This window comes from Mesorhizobium sp. M8A.F.Ca.ET.202.01.1.1 (assembly GCF_004791595.1).
Lineage (GTDB): Bacteria > Pseudomonadota > Alphaproteobacteria > Rhizobiales > Rhizobiaceae > Mesorhizobium.
Window position 1 is genome coordinate 281,439 of sequence record NZ_SRUN01000003.1, and the last position, 21,474, is coordinate 302,912.

Sequence of the window (21,474 nt, forward strand, 5' to 3'; positions counted from 1 at the left end):
CGCTATTGGAGAACCAGATCGGCTTGCAGGGCGCCGGCCGACTTGATGCCTTGCAGGATGGCAATGATGCCGTCCGGCTTGACGCCGAGACGATTGAGGCCGGAAACGAGGGTTTGCAGGTCGGGTCCATCGAGCACGGCAACGCGGGCGTCGGGCCGGCTGGCATCGATGGCGGTGAACGGCTCGACGGCGGTTTCACCCTTGGAGAAGGGTTCCGGCTGCACGACGCGCGGCGCTTCCGTGATGCGCACCGTCAGCGTGCCGTGGCTGATGGCGACACGCGAGATCTTGACGTCGTTGCCGATGACGATGGTGCCGGTGCGCTCGTCGATGACGACGCGAGCCGGCGTGTCGGACTCGACCACCAGATTCTCGATCTCGGCATAGAAGCGGGCCGCCGACACGCTCTTCGGCCGCCTGATCTGCACGGTGCGGGAATCGCGCTCGGCCGCCACGCGCATGCCGAAGCGCTGGGCGGTGTAGTCGTTGATCGCATCGGCGATGCGGATGGCGGTCGAAAAATCTGGATTGCGCAATTGCAGCGTCAGCGTCGACTGGTCGTCGAATTCGGCCTTCACCTGCCGCTCGACGATGGCGCCGTTCGGCACGCGGCCGGCGGTCGGCACGCCTTGCGTCAACTGCTCGGCCTGGCCCTGCGCGGTGAAACCGGAAACGATGACCGCGCCCTGGCCGACGGCGTAAATCTCGCCGTCCGCCGCCTTGAGCGGCGTCATGATCAGCGTGCCGCCGGCAAGCGAGGTGGCGTCGCCCATCGAGGAGACGTCGATGTCGATGCGTGCGCCCGACTGCACATAGGGTGGCATGTTGGCGGTGACGATGACGGCGGCGACGTTCTTGGCGCGCGCGCTGCCGCCTTCGGTGGCGATGCCGAGATTTTCGAGCATGGCGCGGATCGACTGTTCGGTGAACGGCGAGTTGCGCAGGCTGTCGCCGGATCCGGCGAGCCCGATGACGAGGCCGTAGCCGACGAGCTGGTTGTCGCGCGAGCTCTGCAGCTGCGCGATGTCCTTGATGCGCGAGGCGACCTGGCCTGGCGGCAGCGAACTCGGCCCGGGCGAAACGCGGAACATGCGCGTGGTGGTGGCCGGATCATATTCCGGATCGTCGTAGACACCGCCATTCTTGGCGGCGAGCTCGCGCTTGGCCTTGGGCGTCAAGCCATCGGCCAGCGCCGGCTGCAGGCCAAGTGCCGCCGCGAGCAGAAGGGCAAACGGCCGCATCATGAAGCGCCGACCTGGATGGTGCCGTCGGCCATCACCGTGCCGGAGAGGATCTTGCCGCTGTCGCTGTTGCGAACCTTGATGAAGTCGCCGGCCGAGCCCGGTTGCAAGGTCACGGCGGTGGCCGTGATCGTCAGCCCGCCGGCGACGAAGAAGACCTGCACGGCCGCACCCTGTTCGACCAGCCAGGCCTCGCGGATGGCGGCGGAAGGAATGTAGCGGCCCGGCAGCAGCGTGCGCTTGGCGATCTTGCCCTGGAGTTCCTCGGAACGGGTCGCTACCGCATCGGGCTTGTGCTTGCCCGTGATGAGGGTGACCTGTTTCAGCGCGGCGAGTTCGATGGTCTCACCGGGATAGATGACGCGGTTGGGAATCAGCACGACCTCGCCGGCGGGCTGATTGGTGGCAATCTGGTTGGCCGACTGGCCCGTCGATTGGCTTGCCGATTGACTCGTCGATTCCTGGGCGAAAGCCGGCATGCCGCCGGCCACCAGCGCAAGGGTCAGCGCGGCGCGGCGGAATGCGGAGCGGGAGATCGGCATGGCCATCATCCGTTACCTGATGTTCTTGGACACAACGGAGGCCATGTCGTCGGCGGCCTGGATGACCTTGGAATTCATCTCATAGGCGCGCTGCGCCGAGATCAGTTCGGTGATTTCCTTGACCGGATCGACGTTGGAAGCCTCGAGATAGCCTTGCTGGATGGTGGCGAAGCCTGGATCGCCGGGCACGCCGACATTGGCGGGACCGGAGGCTGTCGTTTCCTGGAACAGATTGTCGCCGAGCGGTGCCAGGCCTGCCTCGTTGGCGAAGTTGACGATCTGGAGCTGGCCGAGATTCTGCAGGTCGGTCTGACCGTCGATGCGGGCAAAGACCTGGCCGGTCTTGTTGACGATGACCTCGACCGCGTCGACCGGCACGGTGATGGCCGGAATGACGTTGGCGCCGTCGACCGTCACCAGCTGGCCGGTGGCGTTGGTGTTGAAGGCGCCGGCGCGCGTATAGAGCGTGCCGCCATCGGCACCTTCGATCTGGAACCAGCCCCTGCCGGTGAGCGCCATGTCGAAACTGTTGCCGGTGCTGGTCAGTTCGCCCTGTGTGTGGACGTTGCGCACCGCGGTCGTCTTGACGCCGAGACCGATCGAAACGCCTTCCGGCACCAGCGATGCGTTGGAACGGTTCGGCACACCTTGCGTGCGATCGACCTGGTAGAGCAGGTCGGAGAATTCGGCGCGCGCGCGCTTGTAGCCGGTGGTGTTGATGTTGGCGATGTTGTTGGCGATGACTTCCAGATTGGTCTGCTGGGCATTCATGCCGGTGGCGGCGATGGCGAGTGCTTTCATGGCCTGCTCCTCAGATGCCCATACGACTGACTTCGAGATATGCCGAAACGACCTTGTCGCGGATAGCAACGGCGGTCTGCAGCGCCTGCTGGGCGCTCATCACGGCATCGACCACCTGGCGGGTGTCGGCGTCGCCCTTGAGCGCCTGCAGCGACACCTGCTCGGCATTCTGCATGGTGCTGACGGTCTTGGAGGCTGCCTGGCTCACCGCCTCGGCAAAGGAGGTGCCGAGGTTTCCCGATGCCGCCGGCGCAACGCCGCCTTGCAGCAGTTCGGTAGCCGTGTCGCCCAGCCCAGGCTTCAGGTTAAGCGCGCCGATGCCGTTGACGATCATTGGTTCCTCATCAGGTCGATGGTCATTGAAATGAGGTCGCGCGCCTGCTTCACGACTTGCAGGTTGGCCTCGTAGGAGCGGTTGGCCTCGGTCATGTCGGCCATTTCGATCAGCACGTTCACATTGGGCATCTTGACATAGCCCTTGTCGTCGGCGGCCTCGTTGCCGGGCTGGAATTCGACGGGAAAGTCGCTCGGGTCGCGGTCGATCGAGTTCACCTCAACGGTCGAGCTGCCGGAGGCCCGGTCGAGTTCGGAGACGAAGCTGATGGTCTTGCGGCGATAAGGGTCGGCGCCCGGCGTGGTTCCTGTCGACTGGGCGTTGGCGAGGTTTTCCGAAACCACGCGCAAGCGCTCGGACTGGGCGCCGAGGCCTGATGCTGCGACTTTGAGGGCTGCGGTCAGCGCGTCCATGGTCAGCTCTTCACCGCCATCATCATCATTGAATGGAATGCCTTGACGATGGCCGTGTTGAGCTCGAAGGAGCGGCGCACCTCGCCGGCCTTGAGAAGCTGGTCTTCAAGCACGACCGTGTTCTTGGACGGCAAGATCACGCCGTCGTCGTCCTGCGGCTTGATGGCGAAGCCGGCATTGGTGGCAGCGCTGCCAAGATGGCCGGGCTCGGTGATCTCAAGCGACACCGCGGTACGGTCGAGCACCTTCTCGAAAGGCTCGACATCGTTTGCCGTGTAGCCCGGCGTGTTGGCATTGGCGATGTTGCCGGCCACGGCCGACTGACGCACGGACAGCCACTGCGCTTGCTTGGCGGCGAGATCGAAAAGGGAAACAGGCTCCATGGGAATCTCCGGGCATGTGCCCAAAGACTAGGCCGCCAGTCTTGCGTGGACCTTGCGGACGGTCGCTAGAGCAGGATGCCGAAAAGTATGAAGCGGTTTTCGGACGATATTCTGCTCTATCTTGGATCCGGCTCTGGGCAAGGCCGAGACGGCATTACCTGGAAAGCTCGATCACCTGGTTGGCGCTGGTGAGCATGACCCATTTGCCGTTGCGCTGTTCGATCGCCGAGACCTTGCTGGAATCCGGCAGCGTCGAACCGCGTTGGACCATCCACAGGCCGGTGTCGTCCTCGATCATGGCGCGGCCGTTGGCGACATGGACCATGCGGAACTTCGCGATATCGGCGGGGAAGGGCTGGTCGCCGGGCGGCTCCGTTTTGGCATCGTCCTGCACCGCGCCGGTGGCGAGCAGGTCGACACCTGCGTTGGGAACGTCCTTGGCGGTCAGCGGCGCGCTGCGTGCCGCGACCACGCCGCCGCCCACGCGTCCTGAATTGGTGCCGGTGCCGCCGAACTTGATCGCCTGGACGCCGAACTGGTCCTGGTTGAAGAAAATGTACCAGGGAAACAGAGCGCAGATCAGGCCTAGCGTGATGCCGAGCGCGGCGATGACGACGTCGCTGCGACGGTCCGCCTTCTTTCGCAATTTTGGAAATTGCGCCTTTGGCGGTTGCGGCCATTCGGCGACCGGAAAAAGGTCTTCGATCAGCAATTCGCGGCTGGCCTGCATCATCTCCGGAGCATCGACGCCGGGAGCCACATGCGTTGAGGAAAGGGCGGTCCGGCCCAGAACAGGTTCGGATCTGGGGAGAGCCGGTTTGACGGCCCTGGCCAGAACAGCCGCGGTCCTGGCAGCAATGGCGCCGGCGGCGTTTGCTTTGGCGACCCTGGCCTCCTCCGCTCGAGCCTGTTCCGCGGCGTTCGCCTCGGCGATCATCTCGTTCAGGAGGCGCTCCGTGTACTGGCGTTCAGTCTCCTGGTTCGACATTCTGCTTTCCCTTGAGATGGCGGGCAAGGTCGGAGAACGGATCGGCGGACGGACGGTCCCTGGGTGATTGCGTCAGCGCCTCATAGATCAGGGGCACCTGGCGCACCGCCATGTCGAGTTCGGCGTCGACGCCGCCCTGATAGGCGCCGAGCAGGCGGATGTCGCGGGTGTCCTCGAAGCGGGAGATCATCGACTTCAGCCGCGTCACCAGGGCTCGCTGCTCGATGCTCCAGGCCTTGCCTGCCAGCCGCGATATGGATGACAGCGGATTGACGGGCGGATAGCGGCCCTGTTCGGCGATCGCGCGGTCGAGCACGACATGGCCGTCGAGAATGCCGCGCACGGAATCGGCGACCGGATCATTGTGGTCGTCGCCGTCGACCAGCACGGAAATGATGGCGGTTATAGAGCCTTTACCTTCGGCCCCGGGGCCGGCGCGCTCGAGCAGCTTGGGCAGTTCGGTGAAGACCGAGGCGGGATAGCCGCGCGCGACCGGCGGCTCGCCGGTTCCCGTCGCCACCTCGCGCAGCGCGTGAGCGAAGCGGGTGATCGAATCCAGCACCAGAAGCACGCGGTGGCCATGGTCGCGAAAATGCTCGGCCACACGCATGGCGGTGTCGGGCGCCCGCCTGCGCATCATGGCGCTCTCGTCGCTGGTGGCGACGACGGCGACGGTCTTGGCCATGCTGTCGCCGATCGTATCCTCGAGGAATTCGCGGACCTCGCGGCCACGTTCCCCGATCAGCGCCACGACGACGGTGTCGAACGCGTCGGCGCCGGCGAGCATGGCTAACAGCGTCGACTTGCCGACGCCGGAGCCGGCGAAAACGCCCATGCGCTGGCCAAAGCAGAGTGGCGTGAAGATGTCGATGACCTTGACGCCGGTCATGAAGGCTGTGCCGACACGCTGCCGCGCCATGGCGCCGGGCGTCGCGGCTATCGGCGCCATGTCGTCGCCCCTCATCAAGGGCGGACCACCATCGATCGCCCGGGTGAGCGCGTCGATGGCGCGGCTGCGCCATGAGGCATGCGGCGCCACCGCGAGCGGACCCCTGCGGAACACGGCATCGCCGATGCCGGCGTCGGCACTGCGTTCGAAGGGGGCGATCACAACCTCGTCACGGCTGATCTTGACGATCTCGCCGCGACGCGCGCCGGCCTGGCCGCGCTGCTCGACAATGTCGCCCAGCCGGGTGAAATCGGAAAGGCCGCGCACCTTGTAGTGCGTGGGCGTGACTTCGGTGACGAGGCCGCCGCGCTTGACCAGCCCGTCACCATCGCCGAAGCGTCTGATGACCCGCTCCAAAGCGTCAAGCCGATCTTTCGGCGCCGGCTGGAGCTGTCTTTCGGGTGCGCGGATGGATGGCTGCTCTGACGACATGCTACGACTTCGAGCCGAGCGTCTTTATCGCCTCATCGGTGGAGGAATCGGTCTGCCGCATCATCGCGGCGGTGTTCTCGAAGGCGCGCTGGACCATGATCAGCCGGGTCATTTCCAGCACCGGATTGACGTTGGATTCCTCGACGAAACCTTGCGCTATGCCGACATCGGAACGGTCGGTGACCGGTTCGGGCGTGCGTGCGGGCACAATGCCGGAATTGCCGTAGCGCACGAAATTCTCGCCCGGGTCGAAATTGTAGAGGCCGATCGAGCCGACGAGCTGTTCGTTCTGGCGCAGCGAGCCGTCGGCGCCCGCCTTGGGCGGGCCGTTGCGGGGATCGAGCTGGATCGGCGCGCCGCCGGCGTCGAGCACCGGGTGGCCCTCGACCGACATCAGCTCGCCATTCTCGTTCATGGAGAAGCGGCCGTCGCGAGTCATGACGGTGCCGGCCGGCGTGTCGATGGCGAACCAGGCGTCGCCCTGGATGGCGAAATCGAATGGGTTGCCGGTTTCTGTCATGGCGCCGTGAGCCCCCGACAGATAGGTCTTGCCGGAGGAAGCGAACGATACCGACTTCTGCCCTGCACCCGACACCACATCCTCGAATTTCACGCCGGTGGCGCGAAAGCCGACGGTGCTGGCGTTGGCGACATTGTCGGCGATCGTATCGAGCCGCCGCTCGAGGGCCATCTGCGCGGAGAGGGCGACGTAAAGACTGTCTCGCATGATCAGAACTTCAGTTTCTGCATGGCCATCATCAGGTCGGTGGAGATGCCCGATGTGACCGGTTTGGCGAAGAGCACGCTGATCGATGTCACGGCCGTCGAGGTCGGGTTGTTGATCTCGTACATGCTGGTGAAGCGGGTCAGGAACTTGTTCAGTTTCACGGGATCCGTGAAATCCGAGATGTCGAGCTTCTGCTCGAACAGTTGCGCCTGCTTGTCGATGTCGGCGGTGGCGAAGGAATCAGGCAGCCCCAGCGCGGTGCGCACCACGCTGGCCAGCGCGGTGTCGGCCAACACGTCGTACCAACTGGTGATGTCGGGCGCCTTGCGGTTGAAATAGAGCGCCAGCCGCACGCCCTCATTGGTTTGGCCGGCATCCTCTTCCAGCGTCTGGCGCATGTATTTGTCGACGGTCGGCTGCTGCGCCGGATTGATGGTGGTGGCATTTTCGCCGTATTGTTCGAAGTTGAGGGCCGTGGCCAGTCCCGCGTAAGCCGGGTTCGTCTGCTTGTTGGCGACACTGTTGGGGTCGCGCACGCCACCCTGCAGGACCTGCTTGATAAGGTCCTTGTTCTCCGTCGCCGAATCGAGGCCGTACGCCGCCAGCGCGTAGGTGTAGAGCCGGCTGTTCGACATCAGATCGTCGACCGACTTCACCTTGGTGATGTTGGCAAGATAGTAGGTCGTCTCGCCCTTCACATAGGCGGAATTCGGATCGAGGCCGGCGATTTGCGCCTGCGTGGCGTAGTTCTTCGCCACCAGCTGCTGCGCCTTGTTGTAGATGGTCGCATCGGCACCGTTGGCGGCGAAGTTGAAGGCGGTGACGAACGCGGCGTAGCGCTTGTCGGTGAGCTTGTTGGCGAAACTGTTGGGGTTGGAAACGCCTTCCTTGAGCGCCTTGACCATGAACGCCTTGGCGTAGTCCATGTCCCCCAGCCCGTAGGCCTTCATGGCATATTTGAACAAGCGGTCGTTGTTGACGAAATCGTCGATCGATTTCACCTTGGTGATGTTGGCGAGATAATATTTGGTATCGCGATCGACCGTCGGCTGTTGCTCGATACGGTCGATCGACTTGTTGATGTCTTTGGTGATCAACTGGTAGCTGGTATAGGTACTGAGCAAGGACGCGCCTCCGGCCGAAGCTATGCCAGCACAATAAGCGCACTTCCTTGCGCGAAACTGAATCGCCAACATTCGGCCCCATGGCGGCTCCGATTCAAGCCTCACACAAGGCACGGGGGCTATCCCTTGTCCGACGTGAAATGCGGAAGGACCGGTCGTGGGCATTCTGATTGGACTTGTGGTGACGCTCGGCTGCGTCCTTGGCGGCTTCATGGCCATGGGCGGGCATCTGCACGTGCTGGTGCAGCCATGGGAAGCCGTGGTCATCTGCGGCGCCGCGCTCGGCACCTTCCTGGTCGCCAATCCGATGAAGACGGTCAAGGATACCGGCAAGGGCATTCTCGAAGCTTTCAAGCAGGCTGTGCCTAAGGAGCAGGACTATCTGGAAACGCTTGGCGTGCTGCACAGCCTGATGCGCGAGCTGCGCTCCAAGTCGCGCAGCGAGGTCGAGGCGCATATCGACAATCCGGAGGAGTCGGCGATCTTCCAGGCCTTTCCGACCGTGCTCAAGAATCACGACCTGATGAATTTCATCTGCGACTACTGCCGCATCATCATCATCGGCAATGCCCGCTCGCACGAGATCGAGGCGCTGATGGACGAGGAAATCCAGACCATCAAGTCCGACAAGATGAAGGCCTATCACGCGCTGGTCGCGGTCGGCGACGGCCTGCCGGCACTCGGCATCGTCGCCGCCGTGCTCGGCGTGGTCAAGGCGATGGGTGCGCTCGACCAGTCGCCGGAAATCCTCGGCGGCCTGATCGGCGCCGCGCTGGTCGGCACCTTCCTCGGCATCTTCCTGTCCTATGCGGTGGTCGGGCCTGTCGCCACCAAGATCAAGACGGTGCGCGAGAAGAAGAACCGCCTCTACATCATCGTCAAGCAGACGCTGCTCGCCTACATGAACGGCGCGCTGCCGCAGGTGGCGATCGAGTTCGGCCGCAAGACCATCTCCTCCTATGAGCGGCCGACCATCGACGCCGTCGAGCAGAGCACGATGAACACCGCCAGCGCCGAGAAGAAGGCCGCCTGAGCGATGCGCGACAGATCGGTGCCAAAACTGTCATGACGAGTCCGGGCAGCCCCTCGCAAGCGCGTTCGTTGATCATCGAGCGCCTGGTCGGCGACAGCGGCGAGGCCGACCAGGTCATCGACGCCGGCCGCGCCATGGCCGAACGGGCAGTACCGCTGCTGCAGAAGGCGCTCTCGAGCGAGCTTGGAACTCCCGTGAGCGTCGACCTCAGGACCGTGGAAATCAGTCGTGTCCCCGAGGCGCGTTCGCGCGCCGGCGAGACGTTCGCCATGACCGTTGTCGGCTCACCGGCATCCTCCGATGCGATGACCCTCGTCATCGACGCTGCCGCGATCGCGATCATCGTCTCGACGCTGTTCGGCGGCGACCCGGACATGCCGGTGTCGCCGATCGAGCGCGACCTGTCGCAGATCGAAGCCGATGTCTCGTCCATGGTGTTCCAGGAGGTTGCGCAGGCGCTGAACGGATCGGGGCAGCGCTCGCTCGAACTGCGGCTGCCCGCGCCGCGCGCAATGTCGGGCCTCGAGGCCAGGCGACACGTGTTGCGCGACGGCGCCGCGATCCGCATCATCCTCGGCATCTCGACGCCGGTCGACACCGGCTCGATCACGGTGATGATGCCGCAGCGTATCGTGCTGGCCGGCCGCGATGGTACGGCCGGCGTCAGCGAGGACGATCACGTCACCAGCTGGCGGGCTCGCTTTTCGGAAGAGGTGATGCGCTCGACCGTGGCGCTCGAAGCCACCATGCCGCTGACACGGCTGACGCTTGGGGACCTCGCCAATCTCGAAGTGGGCCAGGTCATCGATTTCGATGAGACGGCGCAATCACGGGCTCGCCTCGGCGCGCGCGGCCAGACGCTGTTCGTATGCGAGTTCGGCAAACTGGGGCAGAATTACACCGTCCGAATCAGGCATCCTTTCGATGCCGGGCAGGACTTCATCGATGGGCTCATGCCGGCCGGTGCCGGGCGCGCCTGAGCTTTTGGAGACGACGCATGGCCAAGACCAAGGTAGAACCAGAGCTCGACCAGCCGGACGAGCAGCTCGATCGCGCCATCGAGGAATTGCGCGGGGTCCTGCATGAGGAAGAGCAGCGCCCCGAGATGGCAGCCAGGGCCGCGGCATCGGCCAATTCCAGCGTCATCATGAATATCCCCGTCGATGTCCAGATCATCCTCGGCAGCACCGAGATGGCGGTTGCCGATCTGATGGCGCTGCAGAAGGGTTCGACGGTCGCGCTCAACCGCCGCATCGGCGAACCGGTCGATGTCGTGGTGAATGGCCGCAAGATAGCGCGCGGCGAGATCACCGTGCTCGAAAGCGACCCTTCGCGCTTCGGCATCAGGCTGACCGAAATCATCGCCGGCACGAAGGGCGCCTAGACATGGCTGGCAGGGCTTGCCGATGGCAGCGGAGGCGAAAGGCATGACAACGCCGCTGACGACCCTGACACGCGCACAGAAGGCGGCCGCCATACTGGTGGCGATGGGCAAACCGTCCGCCAGCCGCCTGCTGAAATTCTTCAAGCAGGAAGAGCTGAAGGCGCTGATCGAGGGCGCCCGGCTGCTCAGGACCATTCCACAGAGCGATCTCGAGCGTATCGTTGCCGAATTCGAGGCCGAATTCACCGAAGGCGCGGGCCTGCTCGATTCCGCCGACAGGATGGACACCATCCTCAACGAGTCGCTCTCGCCCGAAGAGATGAGCGCCATCATGGGCAACAAGAAACCGGAGGCTGCGCCCGAAGGGCCGCCGCCGATCTGGCCCGATCTCGAAAAGCTCGAGCCCGCGCGGCTCGGCGCCTTCCTCGCGGGCGAACATCCGCAGACGGCGGCCATGGTGCTGTCGAAACTGGCGCCGCAGGCGGCGGCGAGCGTGCTTTTGACGCTGACGAAGCCAATGCGCGGCGAAATCATCAAGCGCATGGTGACGATGGCCAACGTTCCGGCCGCCGCCACCAGGATCGTCGAGAACAGGCTGCGCGCCAGCGTGCTGTCGGACACCTCGACCAAGGACACGTCGGCCGGGCAGGCGCGCGTCGCCAGCGTGCTCAACGAGTTGGAAAAGCCCCTGCTCGACGAGGTCATGCAGGATCTCGAAGCCGCCGGCACGCCCGACCTCGACGGTGTTCGGGCCCGGCTGTTCGCTTTCGACGACCTGCCGCTGCTCACCCAGAAGGCGCGCGTGCTTTTGTTCGACGGGCTGTCGACCGAGCTTGTCACGCTGGCGCTGCGCGGCACGTCGGCGGCACTGGCCGAAGCGGTGCTGTTGGCGATCGGCGCCCGCTCCCGGCGCATGATCGAGGCCGAACTCGGGCAAGGGTCGGAGGGTGTCCCCGCCGCCGACATCATGGCGGCACGCAAGACGATCGTGACCACCACCATCCGGCTGTCGCGCGAAGGCGCATTCGAACTTCCCTCGACGCAGAACGCCGCCTAAGGCATGTCCGACGCCGTCGACAAGGATTCGAAAACCGAAGAGGCGACGGAAAAGAAGATCCGCGACACCATCGAACAGGGCAAGTTGCCCCATTCGAGGGAAACCGCGATCCTGGCCTCCTTTGTCGCCATACTGGTGTTTACCGTCTTCTATGCCAAGGACGCCATCGTCGAGCTCGGCATGTTCCTGTCGATGTTTCTCGAGAAGCCCGAGGCCTGGCCGATGGACACCGAGACCGATGTCATCGACCTCTACAAGATCGTGATGCTGGAAGTCGGCCGCGCCGTGCTCAGCCTGCTGGTGCTGCTGACCGTTGCCGGCATCGGCGCCTCGGTGCTGCAGAACATCCCGCAATTCGTCGGTGAGCGGATCAGGCCGCAGATGTCACGCATCTCGATCGTCAAGGGCTGGAACCGGATGTTCGGCGCCCAGGGCTGGGTCGAATTCCTGAAGTCCCTTGCAAAAGTCGGTTTTGCCATCGCCGTGCTCGCCTTCACGCTGTCGGAGGATCACCGCAAGCTGCTTGCCGGGATGATCACCAATCCGGTCGCTTTCGGCCTCGTCATCCGCGGCATCGCCGTCGACATACTGGTGGCGATCGTCTTCGTCATGGGACTGATCGCGGCGGTCGACATCGTCTGGTCGCGCTTCCACTGGAGGCAGGACCTGCGCATGAGCAAGCAGGAGGTCAAGGACGAGTTCAAGCAGTCAGAGGGCGACCCGATCGTCAAGTCGCGGCTGCGTTCATTGGCCCGCGACCGGGCGCGCAAGCGGATGATGACGGCAGTGCCGCGCGCGACGCTTGTCATCGCCAACCCGACCCACTTCTCGATCGCGCTGAAATATGTGCGCGACGAGGATTCGGCGCCGCTGGTGGTGGCGAAGGGGCAGGATCTCGTGGCGCTCAAAATTCGCGAAATCGCCAAGGAACATAACATCCCGATCTTCGAGGACGTGGCGCTCGCCCGCTCCATGTACAAGCAAGTTTCGGTCGATAATGTGATCCCGTCGCAATTCTACCAGGCCGTCGCCGAACTGGTGCGGATCGTCTACTCGAAAAAGGCTGAGCGCAGACAGATTTCATGAACCGCCAACCGCACGCAAAATCCCGCGAGATCATCGTCGCCAGCGCCATCGAACAGGTGGTGGTGGAACTCAGACTGATCGACGTCGCCGACTATATCGCCTTCATCCGGCTGGAGCATTTCGCCTGCCTGTCGGATCTGGTCGATTCAGCGGCGGAGCTGTTCTTCATGCCGGGTACGCTGAGGCTCGGCCATGGCGGCGAAGCGCATGTCGACTGGAGCGGCAGCCCGCGCATCGTGCTCGACCTGGAGCTCAGGCCACCCGGCGTGACCGTCTATTTCCAGCTGACGCTGAGCGAGACCGGCAACACGGTCGTGGTCAACTACGTGTCGTTTGAAAAACCGGGCGAAGACCCCCAGCATAATACGGCGCTGCTGGAGGCTGTGATTGAACAGGCCCGCATCCGCAAGGTCGAAGCTCTTACTCGATAAGCCCCAGCCGCAGCGCCTTGGCGACCGCCTGGTTGCGGTTGACGGCATTGAGCTTCTGGGTCGACTGGGTGAGGTATTGGTTGGCGGTATGCACCGATAGTTTCAGCAGCCGCGCGATCTCCTCGCTGGTGTTGCCGTTGGCGGTCAGCTTCAGGCATTCGAGCTCGCGCTTGGAGATCGAGCGCATTCTTCCGGCATCGCCCGGACGCATGCGCGCGACGGCGGCGAACAGCGAGAAGCAGCGAGCGTGGATTTCGTAGAGTGCATCCTGCGGCAGCGCGATCTCCGATCCCAGGAAGACGACGAGCCCGCATTGGCCGCGATCGGCATGGACGGGAAAGGCAATGCCGCTCGATCCGGGTGTCAGCGGCGCCATCTGTCCGGTCCAGGCGAGACTGCCGAACATGCCGGCCATGGCCGCCACGCCATCATCCGTCCACCAGCGCGGCTCGGTCGAAATCCGGCTATGGCGCACGATCTCCTCGCCATTGGCGCCCGAAATGAACTTCGTCGCCACCGCGGTGCCGGGATAATCGGAATCAAAGCACGGGACCAGCCGGGCGCGCTCGGGCGACGGGCTGACGAAGAACAGGCCGAAGGCCGAGGCGTTGATGTCGACTGATATCCAGCGGCAGCGGCGCACCGCATCGGGAATGGTGACGGCGTGATGCGTTTCGGAGCCAAGCGAGAAGGCGCCGAAAGGGCTGCGCTGCTCGTTGAAAAGGGCTTCCGCGGCGTCCTTGATGTCGGCGTGTTTCAAATGATGCCACTCCTGATCGCCGTGGCGATGGCCATCGCACGGTTCGAGGCCGCGAATTTCTGGATGGCGTGGGTGATGTAGCTGTTGACAGTGTTGGAGGAGACGCCAAGGATGACCGCCACCTCGTCGGTGGTCTTGCCTTCCGAAACCCAGAACAGGCATTCGCGCTCGCGGTCCGACAGCGGATCCTGCATGGCGGCGGCGGCGATCAACTGCGGAATATGCGAGAGCGCGTAGCAGCATTTCAGCTGCGCCCTCATCAGCGCCGGCTGGTCGATCCGGCCGGCGGCCGCCGCCGAGAACAAGGCGAACAGGCGCTGACGGCCGACATTCAGCCGCAGTGAATAGATCTCGGCATGGCCGAGCACGTCGAGGAGCCGGGCTTCTTCGCCCGAGACCAGCCCGTCGGCCTCCGGCGCCTGGGCCGCCACCAGCGGTGTCGGACGGATACCGGGTGCCGTGGTGAGCGGTCCCTGGGCAAGGCCGGCGATCAGCCGCTTGCCGATCAGCTCGATGACGTCGAAGATCCAGTTCGAGGAGACGATACGCGCATCGTTGCGGTCCTGGTCATGGACGATGGCGACCAGCATGTAGCTGTCGGCGCCGATCTCGGCGGTCAGTTCCATGAAGAAGCTGGTGAGATCACCGCGCGACGTCAGGCGCGAGCCTAATGTGTCGGATTGAAGAGGCGCGGCGGGACTGCTCATCTGCTGCTTTTGGCCGGAATCGGTTCTGATGTCCGGTTGCTGGAGAGCCAGCCGCCGAACTCGAAAACGCGTTACTTTTACGAGACACACACGAGGCGCGGGGCCGCGCCCAACCAGACGGAATCCATTCAGGGAACGCGAAGACGTCCGCGTCTGGCGCCGGAAAAATCCGGAACGTGAGACTTTGGGTGGTCGCCGCGCCCCCCGAGGACCGGCTGATTCGGGTCTAATCTACCCGCAGATGAATCTGACATCAAACGCGATTTGACAAAATCGAATCTGGGGGACTCTGCCTGCGACTCAGCGGCCGGTTTCCGTGCCTTTCCATGGCGGGAACGTCGAGCCGCACGGGCCGGCCATGGCGTTTGCGATGGCCTCATGGGGTGCCGGTGGATGCAAAAAAGGGCGGCTGACGCCACCCTTCCTTTGTCCGTCTTCCGCGCAGCCGGCTGCGTTCCCTGGACGACGATCTACCGGTCCTCGAAGCCGGTCAGCACGCCGACGGCATTGATGCCGATCTCCTCGACGGCATAGCCGCCTTCCTGGACGAACAGCGTCGGCAGGCCGAGCTTGGCGATGCGCCGGCCGATCTTGGGATAGTCTGATGTCTTCAGCTTGAACTGGCTGATCGGGTCCTTCTCGAAAGTGTCGACGCCGAGCGAGACGACGACGATGTCGGGCGCGTAGGCGGCGAGCCTGGCGCAGGCGTCTTCCAGTGAGACGTTCCAGGCGTCCCAGCCGGTGCCGAACGGCATGGGATAGTTGATATTGAAGCCTTCGCCGGCGCCGGCGCCACGCTCGTCGGCATGGCCGAGGAAGAACGGGTACTCGACCATCGGATCGCCGTGCAGGTTGATCACCTGCACGTCGGCGCGGTCATAGAAGATCTCCTGCGTCCCGTTGCCGTGGTGATAGTCGACGTCGAGGATCGAGACGCGTTTGGCGCCCTGGTCGCGGAACCATTGCGCGGCGACCGCCGCGTTGTTGATGTAGCAGTAGCCGCCCATGAAGCCGGCCCCGGCATGGTGGCCGGGCGGTCGGCAGAGCGCAAAGGCCGCTCTCTCGCCGTCCTTGACCAGGCCGGCGGCGGTCCGCGCCACGTCATAGGATGATTTGATCGCGGCCCAGGTGCCCTCGACGAAGGTGGCGCCGCCGTCGAAGGAATAATAGCCGAGCAGGGCGTCGATGCGCTTGGGCGGCACGTCGCCACGCAGGCCGCGCGTCGGCCAGGTGAAGGGCATCGCCGTACCCGTGTGGCCCTCGGCGATCCATTGCGGCCAGACGGTCGGCAGGAAGTCGATATAGTCTGACCTGTGGACGCGCTTGGCCGCGGCAAGGTCGTGCTCGACCGGTGCGATGATCGCGCCGAGCTTCTCGCTTTCGACCCGCGCCTTGATGAACTCCGCCCGCGAGGGCTTCTCGAAGCCGGGCACGATGGCTGAAGTAACCAGTTCCATCTGGCCGGCATGGCCGGCGTGAAGCGGCGAATAGACAGTCTTCATGAAATTCCTCTCGAAGTACAAAATCAGCCAAGATTGAGATAGGGGCTCAGCAGAGCGAGCCACATGGTTTCGACATCGTCCTCGATGAGGTCGAATGTCCTGCGGTCCTTCTTCAGCCCCACGAGCCGGCAGGCATGCCCGACCTCCATCATCACAACGCCGAGCCGGCTGGCGATCTTGCCTTCGAGCGCCGGATTCACATGCTGGAGCCATGCGGCATAGAGGGCGATGATCTGGTCGTCATATTCGTTCTGGATCGGCCGCAGGTCGGCATTGCCCGAAATGGCCTCGATCACCGGCATCAGGGTGGCGTTTTCGAGGTAGAGCTTCGAGGTGTCGATGAAGAGCTTGCGCACTTCACGCCGAAACTCTTCCCGGTTGGTCGGCGGGGCGACCTTGATGCGCCGCGCGATCACTTCGGGAAAGGATGACAGCCAGCGCCTGGCGAGGTCCAGAAGAATGGCTTCCTTGTTGGGAAAGTACTGGTAGACCGAACCGACCGACAGGCCGGCGCGCTGCGCGATGGCGAGCGTCGTCGGCGTCTTGGTTCCTTGCTCCCGCGTCAGGATCAGCGCGGCGTCGAGAATCCTGTCGACCACCTTGCTGGACCGTTGTTGCCGCGGCTGCTTGCGCGGTTCAAGCGCTATCCTGGTTTTGCGGTCGAGACTGCGCTTCACTGCTTGATGCCCTCGTTCCCCGCCTGGTCCCAACACAGGCGGAGCGTGCTGTCCACAATACATTCTAAATCCGGCATGTTGACAAACGCGAATAATCAGTCGCATTCTTTTATCCACACTGTCTCTCGGGATAACAAGGGGAATCTCGAAGACAGCGCGCCGGCATCATTCGTTGTCCGATAGCCCACGCTCCGTGGTGTGGCGGGTCGTTGGGCACGAGCTTTGCCGGTCTCAGTCAGTCGTCAAAAGCGCGGAGTCGCGATGTCGGTCACGGGTGCGGGTCATAGTGCGGATCTGATTGTCCTCAACGGTCGTGTGCTGACCATGGACAATGACAATCCCGCCGCCGAAGCCGTTGCCGTCAAGGACGGCGCCATCATCGCCATCGGCAGCAGCACCTCTATCGAAGAGTTCAAGGGACCGGCTACCAAGGTCATCGATGCGCTTGGCGGATCAGTCCTGCCCGGCTTCATCGAAGCCCACATGCATCTGTTTTCCGGCGCCGCCGAGCTCGCCCATCTGCAACTGGCTGGCGTGCATGGGTTCGAGGCGCTGCAGAAGGCGATCCGCGACTATGCAGCGACGCACCCCGACGCGCGGATGCTGGTTGGCCAGAGCGTCGACTACACCGTGCTCGACGACGAGCGGGTGACGCGTCACCATCTCGATGCGATCCTGCCGGACCGGCCTTTCGTCATGGCCGCCCCCGACCACCATACGATGTGGGCCAACACCAAGGCGCTTGAACTGGCCGGCATCCTCAATGGGCGCACGCTTGGGCCGGGCAATGAGATCGTCATGGGCGACGATGGCCTGGCAGCGGGCGAATTGCGCGAAGGCGAGGCCTTCGGCCCGGTTCTCGACCTTGCCGGCGAAGGCCGCGTGCGGCTGGGCCTGGCGACTGGCGGCGAGCCCGACCCGATGCCGTCGGCGGAAGAACGGGCTTTCGACCGCGACATCATGCGGCGCGGGCTTGCCTGGTGCGCGCGCCACGGCATCACCTCGATCCAGAACATGGACGGCAACCTCTACCAGCTCGAACTGCTGGCCGAGATCGAGGCCGAGGAAGGCCTGCCATGCCGCGTGCGGATGCCTTTCCACTACAAGAATTTCATGACGCTCGACATGCTCGGCAAGGCCTCCGTCATGGCCGAACGCTACGACAGCGAGTGGCTGTCATCGGGCATGGTCAAGGTGTTCTACGACGGAGTGCTCGATTCCTGGACGGCGGTCATGATCGAGCCTTATGCCGATCGGCCCGACTGGGTCGGCGAGCCATTGTTCACGCCGCAGCAGTTCATCGATCTGGCAGTCGCCATCGACAGGCGCGGGCTGCAGATCGCGGTGCACTCGATCGGTGACGGCGCGGTGCGCGCCGTGCTCGACGGCTACGAGGCGGCGCAGAAGGCCAATGGCAAGCGTGACAGCCGGCATCGCGTCGAACATATCGAGGTCACCACCGCCGCGGACGTGCCGCGTTTTGCCGAACTCGGCGTCATCGCTTCCATGCAGCCGCCGCATCCGCCCGGCGCCATGGATTTCCCGCTGGAGCCGACCGTATCGCGCATCGGGCCGGCCCGCTGGCCGCTCAGCTATGCCTGGCGGACGTTGAAGGATGCCGGCGCCCATGTCGTGTTCGCGTCGGACTGGCCGGTATCGCCGATCGATCCGATCCTGGGCATCAAGGCGGCAGCGCTGCGCAAACCGTGGGCAGAAAACGATCCCGACCAGAGCTTCTCGCTGCATGAATCGATCGCCGCCTACACGGTCGAGGGCGCCTACGCGGAATTCGCCGAGCATCGCAAGGGCATGCTGAAATCAGGCTACATGGCGGATCTGGTGGTGCTGTCGGCCGATATCGAGAAGACGGCGCCGGCCGATCTGCACAAGCTGCGGCCGGTGACGACGATCTGCGGCGGCAAGATCACCTATCAGGCCTGACAATGGCATGAGGCTTGCTGTCTAAGGACTGACTGAACTGTGATTCAATGCCGGGCTTGCCATCCTTCCGGCCATGTGGTCACATCCAACAGGGGACAAACTCCGCCAGCAAGAGCGGGGTCAACAGTGAGGCGTAATCGTGCCGGACAAACCGGATCGGAATGCGATTGAAGTAGTAAACGTCAGCAAAATTTTCGGATCGGGTGAAGGGCAGGTCGCTGCCCTCGACAAGGTCTCGGTGTCCATCCGCGAAAACGAGTTCTTCACGCTGCTGGGACCGTCCGGCTGCGGCAAGACCACCTTGCTGCGATTGATCGCCGGCTTCGACTTTCCAACAGCCGGCGAGATCCTGCTCTACGGCCAGGACATCGCGCCATTGCCGCCCTTCAAGCGGCCGGTCAACACCGTCTTCCAGTCCTACGCGCTGTTCCCGCACATGACGGTCGCCGACAATATCGGCTTTGGCCTTGAAATGCTGGGCAAGCCGAGGGCCGAGATCAAGGCGCGCGTCGCGGAGATGTTGAAGCTGGTCAAGATGGAAGCTCTGGCCGGTCGTCGCACCGGCCAAATTTCCGGCGGCCAGCAGCAGCGCGTGGCGCTGGCCCGGGCGCTGGCGCCGCAGCCGAAGGTGCTGTTGCTCGACGAACCGCTCTCGGCGCTCGACTACAAGCTGCGCAAGGAGATGCAGATCGAGCTGAAGCGGCTGCAGCACGAGACCGGCATCACCTTCATCTTCGTCACCCACGACCAGGAAGAAGCGTTGACCATGTCGGACCGCATCGCGGTGATGTCGTCGGGCAAGATCCTGCAGGTCGGCTCGCCTTGGGACATCTACGACAAGCCGGCGGAACGCTTCGTGGCCGACTTCATCGGCGAAACCAATTTCCTCACCGCCGCCATCTCGGGCGTCGGCAGTGGCAAGGCGCGCGCGACGCTCAAATCCGGTACCACCATCGAGGCAACCGTTGCCGAAGGCTTTCAGCCGAAGGACAACGCCACCGTGGTGGTGAGGCCCGAGCATGCCAAGCTGACCAAGGACAAGGGCGACCTGTCGGGCACGGTCGAGAACATCGTCTATTTCGGCACCGACACGCATATCCATGTCCATCTCGACAGCGGCGAGGCCTTCACCGTGCGCCAGCAGAACACGCGCAGCGCGGGCTGCGGTTTCGAGCGCGGCGACAAGGTCGGCATCATCGTCGGCAACGACGCCGCGCAAGTGCTGAGGGACTGATGGCCACCGCGGAAGAAGTCGCCAAGGCAGCGGAACGGCGCGATGTCCGTGACCGCTGGCTTTTGTCAGCGCCGGCGCTGCTGGTCATCCTGTTTGCCGCCACCGGCCCGCTGCTGATCGTGCTGGTCTATTCGTTCCTGACGCCCGGCGCTTATGGCGACGTGAAATGGCTGTTCTCGGGCGATGCCTGGACGTCGGTATTCCTGGAACGCGATATTTTCGACGATACGCTGTCGCTCGCGGCGGCGCATGTCACCATCTTCTGGCGCTCGATCAAGCTGGCGGTGGTGACGACGCTCGCCACCTTGGCGCTCGGTTTCCCGACCGCCTATTTCATGGCCACGCGTAGTGAGAAAACACGCGACCTCTGGCTGTTCCTGATCACCATCCCGTTCTGGACGAACCTGTTGATCCGGACCTTCGCCGTGCTGCAGATCATCCGCAACGAAGGCATCGTCAACACCATCCTTCTGAAGCTCGGCATCGTCTCGGCGCCGATCCAGATCCTCTATACCGACACGGCGATCCTGATCGGCATGGCCTATGTCTATCTGCCGCTGATGGTGCTGCCGATCTACGCCAGCATGGAGAAGCTCGACTTCCGGCTGGTCGAGGCGGGTTACGATCTCTACGCGACGCGCTTCAAGGTGCTGCGCAAGATCATTTTTCCGTTGGTCAAACCCGGCGTCATCGCCGGCTCGATCCTGGTCTTCATTCCGGCGCTCGGCGCCTATGTGACGCCGAGCGTCCTCGGCGGCGGCAAGAACATGATGCTGTCCAACCTGATCGAATTGCAGTTCGGACAGGGCCGCAACTGGCCGCTCGGCTCGGCCCTGTCGATCACGGTGATGATCATCGTCATGGCGGCGCTGCTTGCCTATGTGCGCAATGCCGGCAAGTCAGGGGTGCGGCATGGCTAGCAACTTCTCCATCAAGCACCAGCCGGGCTTCACCGCGATCGCGGCGACATGCTTCATCGTGCTCTACCTGCCGATTTTCGTGCTGGTGGTCTATGCCTTCAATGCGGCAAGCTCGACCTCGGAGTGGGGCGGCTTTTCGCTGAAATGGTTCCAGTCGGCATACCAGAACACGCAAGTCATCGATGCGACGCTGCGCTCGTTCCAGATCGGCGCCATCGCGGCGGTGCTGTCGACCATCTTCGCCACCATGGCCGCGCTCGCCACCACGCGCACGGCGTCCTATCCCGGTCTCACCTTCAAATACGCGGCGATCAACCAGCCGCTGATGGTGCCCGAGATCGTCACCGGCGTGGCGCTGTTGATCTTCTTCTCGCGCATCAAGATCTTCACCGGCTATTCCGGCATCGGCTATCTGGTCGCCGCGCATACGGCGTTCTGCATCCCCTTTGCCTATCTGCCGATCCGGGCGCGGCTGGAGAACATGGACCTGACGCTGGAACGCGCCGCGGCAGATCTCTACGCCACGCCGTGGAAGACCTTCCGCCGCATCACGCTGCCGCTTTTGTGGCCCGGCATCCTGGCCGGGCTGATGCTGGCCTTCGTTATCTCGCTCGATGACGTCGTCATCACCGAATTCGTCAAATCGGGCGGCCAGGACACGCTGCCCACCTACATGCTCGGCCAGATCCGCCGCGGCATCACACCCGAGATCAACGCGATATCGACCGCCTTCCTGCTGCTTTCGGTCGCGATCGTCACGTTGTTTTTCTTCGTCAGCAGGAAACGAGACTGAAACCGATAATGGGAG

24 protein-coding genes are annotated in these 21,474 nt (G+C 63.7%); 10 read left to right on the plus strand and 14 right to left on the minus strand.

All coding sequences use genetic code 11. The annotated features are described in order from the left end of the window. Positions 1-2: 2 nt before the first annotated feature. From EN845_RS09310 to EN845_RS09355, 10 genes are all read right to left on the minus strand, one after another. Positions 3-1,244: a flagellar basal body P-ring protein FlgI gene (locus EN845_RS09310; protein ID WP_127275718.1), complete on the minus strand. Its 1,242-nt coding sequence runs from the start codon at positions 1,242-1,244 to the stop codon at positions 3-5. Then, positions 1,241-1,789, minus strand: a complete 549-nt coding sequence (gene flgA / locus EN845_RS09315; protein WP_135865557.1) for a flagellar basal body P-ring formation chaperone FlgA — start codon at positions 1,787-1,789, stop codon at positions 1,241-1,243. Before flgA ends, EN845_RS09310 begins: the two co-directional genes overlap by 4 nt. A gap of 6 nt (positions 1,790-1,795) precedes the next feature. Next, positions 1,796-2,584, minus strand: a complete 789-nt coding sequence (flgG, locus tag EN845_RS09320) for a flagellar basal-body rod protein FlgG (RefSeq protein ID WP_127275716.1) — start codon at positions 2,582-2,584, stop codon at positions 1,796-1,798. A gap of 10 nt (positions 2,585-2,594) precedes the next feature. Further along, on the minus strand, positions 2,595-2,918 hold the full coding sequence (locus EN845_RS09325) for a flagellar hook-basal body complex protein FliE (protein WP_167531303.1): 324 nt from the start codon (positions 2,916-2,918) through the stop codon (positions 2,595-2,597). Further along, a complete protein-coding gene (gene flgC, locus EN845_RS09330) occupies positions 2,915-3,331 on the minus strand; it encodes a flagellar basal body rod protein FlgC (protein ID WP_127275715.1) in 417 nt (138 codons plus the stop codon). The genes EN845_RS09325 and flgC overlap by 4 nt, the downstream gene beginning before the upstream one ends. 2 nt (positions 3,332-3,333) lie before the next feature. Continuing rightward, the gene (flgB, locus tag EN845_RS09335; protein ID WP_127869871.1) at positions 3,334-3,714 is read right to left on the minus strand and encodes a flagellar basal body rod protein FlgB; all 381 of its coding nucleotides are present in this window, start codon (positions 3,712-3,714) and stop codon (positions 3,334-3,336) included. A 154-nt stretch (positions 3,715-3,868) separates the two neighbouring features. Continuing rightward, the gene (locus tag EN845_RS09340; protein ID WP_127275713.1) at positions 3,869-4,702 is read right to left on the minus strand and encodes a hypothetical protein; all 834 of its coding nucleotides are present in this window, start codon (positions 4,700-4,702) and stop codon (positions 3,869-3,871) included. Next, positions 4,683-6,083: a flagellar protein export ATPase FliI gene (fliI, locus tag EN845_RS09345; protein WP_127869870.1), complete on the minus strand. Its 1,401-nt coding sequence runs from the start codon at positions 6,081-6,083 to the stop codon at positions 4,683-4,685. The genes EN845_RS09340 and fliI overlap by 20 nt, the downstream gene beginning before the upstream one ends. A gap of 1 nt (position 6,084) precedes the next feature. Beyond that, complete coding sequence (gene flgF, locus EN845_RS09350; RefSeq protein ID WP_127869869.1) at positions 6,085-6,810, minus strand: flagellar basal-body rod protein FlgF; 726 nt, start codon at positions 6,808-6,810, stop codon at positions 6,085-6,087. Positions 6,811-6,812: 2 nt separating this feature from the next. Continuing rightward, positions 6,813-7,934 carry a DUF1217 domain-containing protein gene (locus EN845_RS09355; protein ID WP_127275711.1) on the minus strand — a complete coding sequence of 374 codons (1,122 nt, stop codon included), beginning with the start codon at positions 7,932-7,934 and terminating at the stop codon, positions 6,813-6,815. Positions 7,935-8,091: 157 nt separating this feature from the next. Here EN845_RS09355 and motA point away from each other — a divergent pair, with 157 nt between their 5' ends. From motA to EN845_RS09385, 6 genes are read left to right on the plus strand one after another with little or no spacing between them, the layout of a single operon-like run. Beyond that, positions 8,092-8,967: a flagellar motor stator protein MotA gene (motA, locus tag EN845_RS09360; protein ID WP_127869868.1), complete on the plus strand. Its 876-nt coding sequence runs from the start codon at positions 8,092-8,094 to the stop codon at positions 8,965-8,967. A gap of 32 nt (positions 8,968-8,999) precedes the next feature. Further along, on the plus strand, positions 9,000-9,947 hold the full coding sequence (locus EN845_RS09365) for a FliM/FliN family flagellar motor switch protein (RefSeq protein WP_127869867.1): 948 nt from the start codon (positions 9,000-9,002) through the stop codon (positions 9,945-9,947). Between the two features lie 17 nt (positions 9,948-9,964). Beyond that, positions 9,965-10,351 carry a flagellar motor switch protein FliN gene (gene fliN, locus EN845_RS09370; RefSeq protein ID WP_127275709.1) on the plus strand — a complete coding sequence of 129 codons (387 nt, stop codon included), beginning with the start codon at positions 9,965-9,967 and terminating at the stop codon, positions 10,349-10,351. Between the two features lie 43 nt (positions 10,352-10,394). Then, positions 10,395-11,408, plus strand: coding sequence for a flagellar motor switch protein FliG (locus EN845_RS09375; protein WP_127869866.1), 1,014 nt, complete (start codon positions 10,395-10,397; stop codon positions 11,406-11,408). 3 nt (positions 11,409-11,411) lie between these two features. Then, positions 11,412-12,494 carry a flagellar biosynthesis protein FlhB gene (gene flhB / locus EN845_RS09380; RefSeq protein ID WP_127275707.1) on the plus strand — a complete coding sequence of 361 codons (1,083 nt, stop codon included), beginning with the start codon at positions 11,412-11,414 and terminating at the stop codon, positions 12,492-12,494. After that, the gene (locus EN845_RS09385) at positions 12,491-12,925 is read left to right on the plus strand and encodes a hypothetical protein (protein WP_127275706.1); all 435 of its coding nucleotides are present in this window, start codon (positions 12,491-12,493) and stop codon (positions 12,923-12,925) included. Before flhB ends, EN845_RS09385 begins: the two co-directional genes overlap by 4 nt. Here EN845_RS09385 and EN845_RS09390 read toward each other — a convergent pair. From EN845_RS09390 to EN845_RS09405, 4 genes are all read right to left on the minus strand, one after another. Continuing rightward, a complete protein-coding gene (locus tag EN845_RS09390; RefSeq protein ID WP_127275705.1) occupies positions 12,915-13,685 on the minus strand; it encodes a helix-turn-helix transcriptional regulator in 771 nt (256 codons plus the stop codon). The two genes, EN845_RS09385 and EN845_RS09390, sit on opposite strands and share 11 nt — an antisense overlap. Beyond that, complete coding sequence (locus tag EN845_RS09395; protein ID WP_127275704.1) at positions 13,682-14,392, minus strand: helix-turn-helix transcriptional regulator; 711 nt, start codon at positions 14,390-14,392, stop codon at positions 13,682-13,684. Before EN845_RS09395 ends, EN845_RS09390 begins: the two co-directional genes overlap by 4 nt. A 470-nt stretch (positions 14,393-14,862) precedes the next feature. Continuing rightward, a complete protein-coding gene (locus EN845_RS09400) occupies positions 14,863-15,894 on the minus strand; it encodes a histone deacetylase family protein (protein ID WP_127869865.1) in 1,032 nt (343 codons plus the stop codon). A 23-nt stretch (positions 15,895-15,917) separates the two neighbouring features. Beyond that, complete coding sequence (locus tag EN845_RS09405) at positions 15,918-16,571, minus strand: TetR/AcrR family transcriptional regulator (protein ID WP_127869864.1); 654 nt, start codon at positions 16,569-16,571, stop codon at positions 15,918-15,920. 261 nt (positions 16,572-16,832) lie between these two features. Here EN845_RS09405 and EN845_RS09410 point away from each other — a divergent pair, with 261 nt between their 5' ends. From EN845_RS09410 to EN845_RS09425, 4 genes are all read left to right on the plus strand, one after another. Further along, complete coding sequence (locus EN845_RS09410; protein ID WP_127869863.1) at positions 16,833-18,512, plus strand: amidohydrolase; 1,680 nt, start codon at positions 16,833-16,835, stop codon at positions 18,510-18,512. 139 nt (positions 18,513-18,651) lie between these two features. Further along, positions 18,652-19,746, plus strand: a complete 1,095-nt coding sequence (locus tag EN845_RS09415) for an ABC transporter ATP-binding protein (protein ID WP_127869862.1) — start codon at positions 18,652-18,654, stop codon at positions 19,744-19,746. Further along, positions 19,746-20,666, plus strand: a complete 921-nt coding sequence (locus EN845_RS09420) for an ABC transporter permease (protein WP_127869861.1) — start codon at positions 19,746-19,748, stop codon at positions 20,664-20,666. Before EN845_RS09415 ends, EN845_RS09420 begins: the two co-directional genes overlap by 1 nt. Further along, positions 20,659-21,459 (plus strand): ABC transporter permease, encoded by an 801-nt coding sequence (locus EN845_RS09425; protein WP_127275698.1) that lies wholly within the window; start codon positions 20,659-20,661, stop codon positions 21,457-21,459. Before EN845_RS09420 ends, EN845_RS09425 begins: the two co-directional genes overlap by 8 nt. Positions 21,460-21,474: the final 15 nt, after the last annotated feature.

Bases quoted from the DNA above. Each gene is read 5' to 3' on its own strand.
- EN845_RS09310 (WP_127275718.1), bottom strand. From the start codon at position 1,244: ATGATGCGGCCGTTTGCCCTTCTGCTCGCGGCGGCACTTGGCCTGCAG.
- flgA (WP_135865557.1), bottom strand. From the start codon at position 1,789: ATGGCCATGCCGATCTCCCGCTCCGCATTCCGCCGCGCCGCGCTGACC.
- flgG (WP_127275716.1), bottom strand. From the start codon at position 2,584: ATGAAAGCACTCGCCATCGCCGCCACCGGCATGAATGCCCAGCAGACC.
- EN845_RS09325 (WP_167531303.1), bottom strand. From the start codon at position 2,918: ATGATCGTCAACGGCATCGGCGCGCTTAACCTGAAGCCTGGGCTGGGC.
- flgC (WP_127275715.1), bottom strand. From the start codon at position 3,331: ATGGACGCGCTGACCGCAGCCCTCAAAGTCGCAGCATCAGGCCTCGGC.
- flgB (WP_127869871.1), bottom strand. From the start codon at position 3,714: ATGGAGCCTGTTTCCCTTTTCGATCTCGCCGCCAAGCAAGCGCAGTGG.
- EN845_RS09340 (WP_127275713.1), bottom strand. From the start codon at position 4,702: ATGTCGAACCAGGAGACTGAACGCCAGTACACGGAGCGCCTCCTGAAC.
- fliI (WP_127869870.1), bottom strand. From the start codon at position 6,083: ATGTCGTCAGAGCAGCCATCCATCCGCGCACCCGAAAGACAGCTCCAG.
- flgF (WP_127869869.1), bottom strand. From the start codon at position 6,810: ATGCGAGACAGTCTTTACGTCGCCCTCTCCGCGCAGATGGCCCTCGAG.
- EN845_RS09365 (WP_127869867.1), top strand. From the start codon at position 9,000: ATGACGAGTCCGGGCAGCCCCTCGCAAGCGCGTTCGTTGATCATCGAG.
- fliN (WP_127275709.1), top strand. From the start codon at position 9,965: ATGGCCAAGACCAAGGTAGAACCAGAGCTCGACCAGCCGGACGAGCAG.
- EN845_RS09375 (WP_127869866.1), top strand. From the start codon at position 10,395: ATGACAACGCCGCTGACGACCCTGACACGCGCACAGAAGGCGGCCGCC.
- flhB (WP_127275707.1), top strand. From the start codon at position 11,412: ATGTCCGACGCCGTCGACAAGGATTCGAAAACCGAAGAGGCGACGGAA.
- EN845_RS09385 (WP_127275706.1), top strand. From the start codon at position 12,491: ATGAACCGCCAACCGCACGCAAAATCCCGCGAGATCATCGTCGCCAGC.
- EN845_RS09395 (WP_127275704.1), bottom strand. From the start codon at position 14,392: ATGAGCAGTCCCGCCGCGCCTCTTCAATCCGACACATTAGGCTCGCGC.
- EN845_RS09400 (WP_127869865.1), bottom strand. From the start codon at position 15,894: ATGAAGACTGTCTATTCGCCGCTTCACGCCGGCCATGCCGGCCAGATG.
- EN845_RS09410 (WP_127869863.1), top strand. From the start codon at position 16,833: ATGTCGGTCACGGGTGCGGGTCATAGTGCGGATCTGATTGTCCTCAAC.
- EN845_RS09420 (WP_127869861.1), top strand. From the start codon at position 19,746: ATGGCCACCGCGGAAGAAGTCGCCAAGGCAGCGGAACGGCGCGATGTC.
- EN845_RS09425 (WP_127275698.1), top strand. From the start codon at position 20,659: ATGGCTAGCAACTTCTCCATCAAGCACCAGCCGGGCTTCACCGCGATC.